10 protein-coding genes are annotated in these 11098 nt (G+C 41.8%); 2 read left to right on the top strand and 8 right to left on the bottom strand.

Annotated features, from left to right (window positions below; translation table 11 throughout):
• Positions 1-197: hypothetical protein (locus tag Q8W26_RS13800; protein WP_305473653.1), on the top strand; the 197-nt coding region annotated here is incomplete at its 5' end.
• Between the two features lie 138 nt (positions 198-335).
• On the opposite strand, the gene Q8W26_RS13795 is transcribed toward Q8W26_RS13800, so the two are convergent.
• Positions 336-1001 (bottom strand): HAD family hydrolase, encoded by a 666-nt coding sequence (locus Q8W26_RS13795; RefSeq protein WP_101213468.1) that lies wholly within the window; start codon positions 999-1001, stop codon positions 336-338.
• Positions 998-1948: a 23S rRNA pseudouridine(955/2504/2580) synthase RluC gene (gene rluC, locus Q8W26_RS13790; RefSeq protein ID WP_370694286.1), complete on the bottom strand. Its 951-nt coding sequence runs from the start codon at positions 1946-1948 to the stop codon at positions 998-1000. Before rluC ends, Q8W26_RS13795 begins: the two co-directional genes overlap by 4 nt.
• 966 nt (positions 1949-2914) lie before the next feature.
• On the opposite strand from rluC, the gene rne reads away from it, so the two are divergent.
• Positions 2915-5965 carry a ribonuclease E gene (gene rne / locus Q8W26_RS13785; protein WP_101213470.1) on the top strand — a complete coding sequence of 1017 codons (3051 nt, stop codon included), beginning with the start codon at positions 2915-2917 and terminating at the stop codon, positions 5963-5965.
• A 248-nt stretch (positions 5966-6213) separates the two neighbouring features.
• On the opposite strand, the gene Q8W26_RS13780 is transcribed toward rne, so the two are convergent.
• The 6 genes from Q8W26_RS13780 to Q8W26_RS13755 form a co-directional block, all read right to left on the bottom strand.
• Positions 6214-6693, bottom strand: coding sequence for a low molecular weight protein-tyrosine-phosphatase (locus tag Q8W26_RS13780; protein WP_305473654.1), 480 nt, complete (start codon positions 6691-6693; stop codon positions 6214-6216).
• 339 nt (positions 6694-7032) lie between these two features.
• Entirely contained in the window at positions 7033-8250 is a 1218-nt protein-coding gene (locus Q8W26_RS13775) for a metallophosphoesterase (RefSeq protein ID WP_101213472.1), read from the bottom strand.
• A gap of 230 nt (positions 8251-8480) precedes the next feature.
• The gene (locus Q8W26_RS13770) at positions 8481-8690 is read right to left on the bottom strand and encodes a hypothetical protein (protein WP_101213473.1); all 210 of its coding nucleotides are present in this window, start codon (positions 8688-8690) and stop codon (positions 8481-8483) included.
• Between the two features lie 314 nt (positions 8691-9004).
• Complete coding sequence (locus tag Q8W26_RS13765) at positions 9005-9469, bottom strand: HAD family hydrolase (protein ID WP_305473652.1); 465 nt, start codon at positions 9467-9469, stop codon at positions 9005-9007.
• A 28-nt stretch (positions 9470-9497) separates the two neighbouring features.
• Positions 9498-10547 carry a nitronate monooxygenase family protein gene (locus Q8W26_RS13760; protein WP_101213474.1) on the bottom strand — a complete coding sequence of 350 codons (1050 nt, stop codon included), beginning with the start codon at positions 10545-10547 and terminating at the stop codon, positions 9498-9500.
• A gap of 52 nt (positions 10548-10599) precedes the next feature.
• Positions 10600-11088 (bottom strand): nuclear transport factor 2 family protein, encoded by a 489-nt coding sequence (locus Q8W26_RS13755; RefSeq protein ID WP_153071467.1) that lies wholly within the window; start codon positions 11086-11088, stop codon positions 10600-10602.
• Positions 11089-11098 lie beyond the last annotated feature (10 nt).

Below are 11098 nucleotides of genomic sequence, written 5' to 3'. Positions count from 1 at the left end.
TTATTCAGGACCTCTTGAAATCCTTTGCTGCTGGGATGAGTCATAAGCGTAATAAGATTCCGGTTAACACACTGCCGGAACAACGGAAGAACCATAGACTTTGGCTGAAACATTACCAGAAACACAGTGAGTTCGTCGTCCTGAAAGTCTTTTATTCAGGACCTCTTGAAATCCTTTGCTGCTGGGATGAGTCATAAGCGTAATAAGATTCCGGTTAACACACTGCCGCAACGACGATACTTTTGTCATTCGGGCATGCTCTTAGCCGGAATCTCGATTTTTATCACTATCAGAATAAGACCGAAATCCAGAACAAAACACCTTTAAGAGGACGTTTATTTTGTTGGTTGACCGACTCTTTTTACGATATCAATAATTTCTTGTGGTTTGGCAACAATGGCTAATGGTTGCTGCTTACTCAACTTCTCATGAGTGTGGGCACCATAACTAACGGCGATACTGTCAACACCGGCATTGTTGGCCATACCAATATCTAAAATAGAATCACCAATCATTAAGATATGTTGCTTTTCGATATTGTGGCGCGCTGCTAAGCGATTGATCATGTCAGGATCAGGTTTGGACTTAGCTTCATCGGCGGTCATTGAATCGCAAAAATAGTGACTCAAACCACTCTCTTCTAACAACCTATCTAACCCAGCACGAGTTTTTCCCGTTGCGACAGCAAGTTGAATGTTTTGCTGCTGAAAATATTGCAGGACTTGCTCAATACCATCAAAAATCGGTGTTGCCGTATCGTCATACTCTTCATATTCGTCACGATAGTAACCTTGTAGTAGATTAATTTGATGTTCAGTGATTTTCGGAAACAAAACTTCAAGCGCTGGTGCTAAGCTAAGACCAATAACATCTCGTACTTGATCTGCCGTTGGTTCAGTTAGCTGTGCACGTTTGGCAACCGTTTTTACACTGGAGACAATACGGTCAATGGAGTCCATCACCGTACCATCCCAATCAAATAGCACTAATTGGTAACTCATGTTTTCCTTAATGCAGCAACAGTTGCTTTAAGGGAATCATCCATTGGCGCTTCAAAGAACATTGTAGTTTCTTCGTTCGGATGGAAGAAGCGTAAACTAGCCGAATGAAGGAACAAGCGATTTAAGCCAGATTTTTTCATTTCACTATCAAATTGACGATCACCATATTTGTCATCGCCAGCGATTGGGTGGCCAGTGTGTAGGGTATGAACACGAATTTGGTGCGTACGGCCGGTAACAGGGCTCGCCTGTACTAGGGTACAATTTTCAAAGCGTTGAACAATCTTAAATTTAGTGTAGCTTTCTTTACCTTCTGGATTCACACGGACAATACGTTCTCCCGATTGTAGTGTGTTCTTAAGTAATGGTGCGTTTACAGCTTTATCTGCTTTATCCCATTGCCCTAGCACAAGTGCCAGATAATTTTTCTCAACCGTTTTTTCACGGAGTTGTTCGTGTAGTGCACGCAATGTACTACGACGCTTAGCGACTAAGATACAACCAGAGGTATCTCTATCTAAACGATGTACCAACTCTAGAAATTTGGCATCGGGACGTAATGCTCTTAACCCTTCAATTAAACCAAATTTTAAGCCGCTGCCACCATGGACCGCGATGCCAGATGGTTTATTAATGACCATTAAATATTTATCTTCGAAGATAATATGCTTCTCTAATGAAGCAATTTTTTCGAGTTTAGCGTTTGGCAATGCTTTTTCTTCTGACACATGAATCGGAGGAATACGCACAATGTCGCCATCAGCCAAACGATATACGGGCTTAATACGTTTTTTATTTACCCGAACTTCACCCTTACGTAAAATTCGATACACTCTACTCTTAGGAACACCTTTTAAAAAAGTTACTAAGAAATTATCTATGCGCTGCCCGGCATGATTGTCATCAATAGTGACAAACTGCACTTTTGGCGCGTCTTGTTTTTGAATATCTGTCATAGCGGCTATTGTAACCGAATAATCACTTCACCGTCATGGTCTATCTCGCAAAGGCTCCATTTTTTTAATTGTTTCAATTTTTAGTATTATTTGTTTGATTTGTTAGTAAAGAATTGTGGCAGTTCAATTCGTTTAGTGGGATAATCAGGCCTTCTTTCTGGTTATGTTTCGTAATGAAAGTTTATTAATTAACTAATTTTATGCAATTATGTAGCAAAAGTTACGTAATATCATTAAGTTAAAAACACGGTTTGCACAAATAACCGTGCGAATAATAGCTAAAATTAGTCCCAGCAAAGAAACAAAAAATATTTAAAAATTTTTACGAACCCACTAAATTTCGATTTACACGTTCGTTACATTAAAAAACCGTTGTAAAAATGACCAGTTAATATGGGTTTTACCGGAATAAAAACAGGCAAATCGTCGGGATGACGACACTGCGCTGAGCAAAAGATTTTAGAGTTATTGATTATAAAGCACACCGACAATATCGGTGTTGAAAACGTTAAATAGAACGTCAGTGTTCTCATGCACAAAAAGAGACACTTTAAAAAACATTTAGCTCATCCAGAACATCAATTCTGGCTTTTGAAGATAGATTACTTGTGAAAAATAGATGACCATTAGACACGATGGCACACAAGGTAATTTGTTAGCTAAAGAGTAACTCGCAACACAATGCATAAATAATTTGTATTTGAACCAATGTACACAGACAGAGTAAGTTTTAAGCCTCCTTTAATTAGCGTGTTCACTAAAAAACGCTAAACTGTTGAGCTAGCTTTAGTTTTGAACTGCTGCACACGAGTAAAATTTTATTATTTTTCATCGATTAAGTTAGGTAAAACCTAACAATGTTTTGCACTAGCCTCCCTGTCGAGAGACTGTATGAAAGGCTACCGGAATCAATAGAATACTGCTCATTTGGCAACCATTTATGGAAGAGTTTCCAACATGAGAAGAATGTTAATTAACGCAACTCAATCTGAAGAGTTGCGGGTCGCCCTTGTGGATGGCCAAACCTTGTATGATCTGGACATTGAAAGTCCTGGTCATGAACAAACTAAAGCCAATATCTACAAAGGTACTATCACCCGCGTTGAACCTAGCCTTGAAGCCGCATTTGTTGACTACGGTGTAGAGCGTCACGGTTTCTTACCGCTAAAAGAAATTGCTCGCGAATATTTCCCTGACGGTTATTCATTCAAAGGTCGCCCTAACATCAAAGATGTGATTAAGGAAGGCCAAGAAGTTATCGTTCAAATCGACAAAGAAGAGCGCGGTAACAAAGGGGCTGCACTGACTACCTTTATCAGTCTAGCCGGTGGTTACTTAGTCCTAATGCCAAATAACCCTCGTGCAGGTGGTATTTCTCGTCGTATAGAAGGTGAAGAGCGCACTCAACTAAAAGCCGCACTTTCATCGTTGACGATGCCAAAAGGTATGGGCGTTATCGTTCGTACAGCTGGTGTCGGCAAAGCCTCTGAAGAACTACAATACGATTTAGATATCCTTGAAAATCACTGGCGTGCTATTAAAGAAGCAGCTAGTTCGCGCCCTGCTCCGTTTCTAATCCACCAAGAAAGTAACGTGATTGTTCGTGCAATGCGCGATTACTTACGCCGCGATATTGGTGAGATTTTAATTGACCACCCTCGTGTATTTGAAAGTGCACGTGAGCACATCAGTGTGGTTCGCCCTGATTACTTAAACCGTGTTAAACAATACACTGGTGAAGTACCACTGTTTACTCACTATCAAATTGAAACGCAAATTGAATCAGCGTTCCAACGTGAGGTTCGCCTTCCTTCTGGTGGTTCGATTGTTATTGACCCAACTGAAGCATTAACCTCAATCGACATTAACTCTGCCCGCGCAACTAAAGGCGGTGATATTGAAGAAACAGCGTTTAATACCAACTTAGAAGCCTCTGTTGAAATTGCACGCCAATTACGTTTGCGTGACCTTGGTGGCTTAGTGGTTATCGATTACATCGATATGTCATCGGTTAAACACCAACGTGAAGTAGAAAACAAATTACGTGATGCGCTCAAAGTTGATCGTGCTAAGATCCAAGTTGGTCGTATTTCTCGCTTTGGCTTAATGGAAATGTCGCGTCAGCGTATTCGTCCAAGTTTAGGTGAATCAAGCACTCACATTTGTCCACGTTGTGTCGGTCAAGGTACTATTCGTGGTACTGAGTCATTAGCATTATCAATTCTTCGTTTAATGGAAGAAGAAGCGATCAAAGATTCAACGGCACAAATCGAAGCACAAGTACCTGTGAACGTTGCTGCCTACTTATTAAATGAGAAGCGCAAAGCAATTCGTGTCATTGAAACACGCCATGATGTACATGTAATTATCGTTCCTAACGTCAACCTAGAAACACCACATTATGAAGTTATCCGTCATCGTAACGATGATAAAGTCAGCGCAAGTAGCTACGAGTTAGTGAAAGAAACTGATGCAGATAACGAATACGAGTCGCGCTTATTAAAATCTGAAATTAGTAAGAATGAGCCTGTTCTAAAAGGTATTTCTGCACCTGCAACGCCACCACCTGTGACACCAGTTGAAGCACCGCAAGCCGCGCCAGTTCAAACGGCTCCAGCGACGCCACAAGCACAAGCAGTTCAACCGTCACTGTTTGCTAAAATTGCAGGCTTCATTAAAGGCTTATTCGTTCAAGAGCCTCAAGAAGAAGAAAAGAAACAGGAAGAGCCAGAAAAGCCAAAGAACAAGTACAATAACAACCGCAACCGTAACCGCAATCGCAATCGTAATCGCAATCGTCAGGGAAACCGTCGCCCTAACGACAATAAAGGTGAAAACGAGCGCGAAAGTGCCGATCTTCGTGATAATAAAGAAGAGAGTAAAGAGCGTAGCGAGAATCGTCGTAAGCCGAGAAAACCACGCAATCCTAAACCGTCACAGGCAAAGCATGACAATGCTAATTCGCAAGAAGAGCAAGTAGCACAACGCCGTCAACGTCGTAATATGCGTAAGAAAGTGCGTTCTGGCGCTGAAGACAAGACTGTTGAAACAGAGCAGCCTGCAGTGCCTGTTAAAGCAAGCGTTCAAAATGACGCCGTGAACACAGATGTAACAACAGCAGAGAAAGTTGCTTCTGAAAACGCAGGTAACAATACTGAGCATGCCAACGAGAAGGAAGATGGTCAAAATAACCGTCGTCGTAATCGTCGCTCTCCGCGTCATTTGCGCTCTTCAGGTCAGCGTCGTAATCGCCAAGATCGTAATAACAACGATGAAGCGGTTGAAGCGCGTTACCCAATTAAAACAACTGACGAGTTAGCTGCTGAGGTTGCTCAAGAGCAACAACAAGCCGCACAACAAGTTGACGTTGAACAAGCACCAGTGACTGAAACTCAAGTTGAAGCAACATCTGTTGTAGAAACGACTGTTGAAGCGACACCTGTTGTAGAAACAACTGTTGAAGCGACACCTGTTGAAGCGACTATCGAACCTGTCGCAGAACAATCAGTTGAAGCAGTGGAAGCGGCCCCAGTTAAAGTTGCTGAAGAAGCACCAGCTCCATCGATTGAAACGCCTAACGAGGCAGTTGAAGAAGTAGTTGCCGTTGAAGCTCCTGCGCCAGTTGTTGAAGCTCCAGTGATTGAAGCAGCGCCAGTAGTCACTGAACCAACAGTTGCAGCTGATCCAGTAGTTGAAGCACCAGTAGTTGAAGCACCAGTGGTTGAAGCGCCAATCGTCGAAGAAGCTGTTACTGCACCAGTTGTTGAAAATACTGCTGAAGCATCGGAAAAAGCAGCAACTCAACAAACAACAGCAACAGTGACGACAGTTAAGGGGCACGCTAGCGCACCAGTCACTACGCCAAAAGCTGCTCCAGCTGTTCATAGTGGTGTTGCAGTGCAACCAATGCCTGCGGAGCAACGTATACCGTTCCACCGCAGTAATAAGGCAACCAGCACACAGCAAGCAACAAGCAGAGCGTCAAGTGGTCCTATGCTAGCGAAATAACGCTAGCAGTAAGCGACTAACAATCGTTTAGGCAATATGTTTGGATAATAAAAAGCAGTGAGAAATCACTGCTTTTTTTGTTTATGTAGAAAAGTATAAATAGTGAAAATGTATGAGTTAACCCTACAGCATCACTCATGCACGCTTTAACCAGAATCTCGCTGTTAAGAATGAAACTAAGATCCTAAATTTAACACTTTCAGAATGGTATATGTACCCGCCCCCGATACTGTCGTTCCGGCGTGCTTTTAGCCGGAATCTCGCTTGTTCTTTAATTCCAACTGTAAGTGCTCAATTAAGCCATCACAGCCCTGCTCTATTAGCGCTAACACCAAGTCAAAACCTTTGCTGCCACCGTAATAAGGATCGGGTACTTCCGTTGTCACAGCATCGTCACAAGCACTCCTAAAGTTAAGAAGTAGTTGTATTTTATACTGCAGCTCTTTGGGGCAACGCGATAAAAGTTCACGCTCGTTATCTTCATCCATCGCTAAAATAAAATCGAAATCATGAAAGTCTTGATCGACTACCGGGCGAGACCGCATCCCTTTAAAACTGTACCCTTTAGCTTCTGCAACCATCATCGACCGCGGATCAGGCTTTTTTCCTTGATGAAAGGCTATTGTCCCCGCAGAATCAACAGTCACTGCTACCTCCTGTTGATCCAACTTTTTTTTCAAAACAGCTTCTGCGGTTGGCGAGCGACAGATGTTACCCATGCATACCATTAACACTGAAAAATCGTTCTTTTTTTGTTTTAAACCAAACACTTTATTAATCCCTGTATATTTTATAGGCCAAACAACGTCTCTAAGCATCAATTACTCAGTTTGTTTTGGGATAATTCTTGAGCCAATAGTATTGATAAAGCTTTCGCTTCTGTCCAGCCTTTAATAAACGAGGAACGATAACTATCTACAGATACTATCGGGAAAAAATACCATGCAGTTAAAACCTGTAAGGGACAAGACTAACTATTTAGCGAAATTCCTATCATGAAAAGGTGGTGAATTTAGTGAAACTCAATTAGTAGTTAGAACACAAGCTTTATGCCAACCCCAGCTAACTCAATGAAAAACAAAATTTTTAGCTTTACTTAAAGGGAATCTATTCCCCTTGCTATCTACTCGCCACAAGTTTTCATTCTCAATGAGTAATGCTTCATTAATCCCTCTGCCATGAGGCACATCGACTCTAATCACTTTTCGATCAAAATCATGACCAACATGTTCTGTCAAGGTGTGACCAATTACAATTCGAGAGGCATTGAAGGTCAATAAGACCCGCTCGACATGTTCTATCTGAGCTTTTTCGCCTTGGCCACGATGTGTCATATCCTTGGCTAAGTTACGATAAAATAAGAGGCCTTCATGACCATTTAAAAAACCACTTTCTGCAAAACCTTTAGCTAGGTCGCGCAATACGAAGCGCTCTTCTACTTCGGCATCAATGCGCCCAAGTGTCGGTTGCTGCTCAAGGACGTAAGGAGAAACCCCACCGTGCACATATAACGTGTCGCCTAGCTTTATCATCGCTGGTTTGCTCTGTAACCACTGAGCAAGCTCCGAGGATTCAGACCAGAGCGCTTTGGGCGATAACCCTATAGCTCTTGAGCTACCATAATACTTTCTAGCGATGGACTTAATCCCACCATGTAACAAATAGCGCTCGTGATTTCCCAGTACATAGTGAACTTGGCCTCCAGCTAACTGAGCTTGTGCCTCAAGCTTATAAATAAGCCATAACAAGGGGACAACATTAATTCCTCGGTCAACCATGTCGCCTATCAGTACTAAGTGACCAGAACCATAACGCCAATCGAGAGCGTCATTGATTACACCATTTGCGTGTAACAATCCTGTCATGGCGTCAAAATTTCCTTCGAGATCAGACATGGCTAACACCTTACTTGGCTTGTCATAACTTAATGATGATCGCGGGTAACTGCTTCTTAGTTCAACTTCAAATGTTGTTGCTGCGTCGTTTTCAACAGTCACATCAACCTTATCAGCAACAGCTATCTTTGTTGCTGTCGTGTCACCATCACCATCGCCTGTCACATACCAAGCAAACCGTTTATCGCCTTGGTTAAATACATAAGGACCGTCATGCACTAATGGCACATTCTGATACTCGACAAATAACCACTCATGCGTTTGGGGTGAGTATCCGATATATTTACCGTCGTACACCCTGATGCCAAGACCACTGTATCGGCTAAATAAACTAACACTAATAATAAGCAGTAACAGGAGACTAAAAAAGGAAAGCAAAGCTTTTTTCAAGTGTAAACGTCCTTGTGTTCAGTGAGCACCGCTCATTTATAAACCTTGTGAACAAGTATGAGAATGAACGACTATCGGCTTCGTAGAAAGCATATTTGTTAACACAACCTCATAAACTACCGTGGCATAAAAATAAACTCAGCTGGCTCGAGGTACCATTCACCATTATATTATCTATTCCACCTCATCAAATAGTGAACCACAGTGTGTAAACACCATGAGCTTTAAAACTATTTCTTACCAATGACTTCCTGACGCTCTTGCTCATATTCTTTAAACGATTGACGTTCTTGGGTGAGGCATTGCTTGTGTTGCTCGGCAGTTTGAGCCTCTTGAATACACTTACTTTTTTGGTAATTTTGGCCCGACTCGTACAGACTCTGATTAGTGCATCCAGATAAAAGAATTGCAGTAAATAACAGATAGAAAGGTTTATTCATTTTTACACCTGTGAGGTAATTTAACGTTCAAGTAATATGATTAGTAAGCATAAATAAGGTTCAACTGAAATTGTAATAGTTCATATTTAATCTGACAATTTTAAATATGAGTTTAAACTTAACCGCACAATAATCACGCTTATTAAAGCACTTGGGGGCACAAAGTACCTTTAATCTTGTACATCAAATAGGGATTACCGCTAGTCGGTAAAGGCCACTATCATTATCTCTATTGAAGACTCTATAAAAGAGCCATAGGGCTCAATCACTGAAAGTAATGACATGACCCGGCATTTATTTTAAGTTAACTCAGTTCAACACAGCTCTCTCAGGGTTTTCACCTGTTTAAATTCAGTTTCTATTTCTATTGACAAGCGGTTAAACCACACGGCGTCTAGCCCTGCCTTTAATGCTGGTAAGACATCGTTGTCAACACTATCACCCACCATTGTAACCTGTTTAGCCTTAACACCTAAAAGGTTGATGATTGATGGGTAAAAATGAGCGTCTGCTTTACCGCAGCCTAAGTTGGCTTTGCAAAAATATCCCGAGATATACTGTGCAAGGCCAACACGTATAAAAGCTTTCTCAATATCAACTGCCGCTGAGTTGTCGGCATTGGTGGCGATATAGATTGAATAAAATTGAGATAGCAATGCCAAAACGTCAGATGCTCCATCCACAGCATTAACCGTTTGCCAATCACACATTTTGCCATGAGAACCTGGGTGATCAACCATTAAGGTATCTCCCCAATCAAATAGGTAGACTTTTTTCACGTATTGACTCCCTGGTTGAAAAGCGTTGTTAAAGCACTTTCCCTGCTAACTGTAAGGTAAGCTCTGTTGCTGAAACTTCTTTACACCCCATCGTATTTTGTCCGCACCATAGCGGAGTAAAATCAGTTCGCCCCTGTTGTTCAGCACGCTGGCGTAATTGCCCCATTTCAATAGAGGCATAAGGAAATGCAGGAGCATCGGCGCTAAGATAACCTAACTCTTGCATGCTGCGATTAACGATACCACGGGCAGGTTTACCGGAAAAAATATTAGTCAGTGCGGTATGCTGTGATTGTTCACTGGTTATTGCGGCTCGATGCAATTGGGATGTTGTTGCTTCGGAGCATAATAAATAAGCAGTTCCAACTTGTGCGGCACATGCACCCAACTGCAATGCGACTTCTACCCCCAGCCGATCAGCGATGCCACCGGCAGCAATGACTGGAATAGTGACTTGGTCAATAATCTGTGGCACCAGGGCTATCGTTCCCAATTGAGTTGTTAGATCATTGGATAAAAACATGCCTCGGTGCCCACCAGCTTCTAACCCTTGAGCAATAATGGCATCGGCACCATTAGCTTCTAGCCACAGAGCTTCTTTGACTGTTGTGGCTGTAGATATAACCTTACAGCCCCACCCTTTGATTCGTTGCAATAACGATCGCTCAGGAAGCCCAAAGTGAAAACTAATAACCTCTGGACTGAATGGTTCAATGGCATCAGCAATTTGGTGACTAAAAGGAACACGACTTGCTCCCTGTGGTGATGACTCAATCTCAACGCCAAGTTCTGTAAAATAATGCTCGAGTGTGCTCCGCCACTTGATCTGTCTCGCTTCATTGTATTGGGGCATCTGATGACAGAAAAAATTTAAGTTGCAAGGAGCGGTCGTTGCCTGCTTGATCAATGTCATTTCACGAACAATTTTATCAATCGTCAACATACCACACGGCAACGAGCCTAAACCACCAGCCTTACTTACCGCTATCGCTAACGCGCTATCTTGTACGCCAGCCATTGGAGATTGAATAATTGGTAGTTCAATGCCTAGTAATCTTTGTAAATTATTATTCTTCATATTATCCCCTAGTCACGCATTATGGTCGTTGATTCAAACATTTAATTATTATTCATTGTTGGTTCATGTTTTTCCCGCCTAAAAATTGTGATCTTGGCGTATAGTTAATCCAATCTGTCTGCTTAATGATTTTATTGTTTACATCAAATTTTTGAATGATTATAAATAGCCACGGCCCCATCGTTTGACCATTAAACTCGAATGCATTAAATACCCCCTCTGTCACTACCGTGTCTTTATCGACGATATGCTGAGTCACAGTTAACACCCTATTACCGTCAATTAACTTGAACTGGCCCTGATCCCACGCGAAGAAGTCACTTATTTGTTTTTGACCTTCTAAGTGATTACCATAAATAATGTCAAAGAGTTGTGCGTCTTCGGCATAAAAAGACATTAACCGTTTTAGGTCGGTACGCGTAGCATAGACAGAAAAATACTCTTCACTAACAGCTTTTAACACTTCTTTTTTGTGAGGTATAACAGCACAGCTGGATAAGAAGAAAAAAGCGGTAATAATAACTAACATTAGTTTTTTCAAAATAAGAACC

It is taken from the genome of Psychrobium sp. 1_MG-2023 (genome assembly GCF_030689115.1).
GTDB lineage: Bacteria > Pseudomonadota > Gammaproteobacteria > Enterobacterales > Psychrobiaceae > Psychrobium.
Note: the sequence above shows the minus strand (reverse complement) of the source record. Positions and strands in the feature narration are given on the sequence as shown.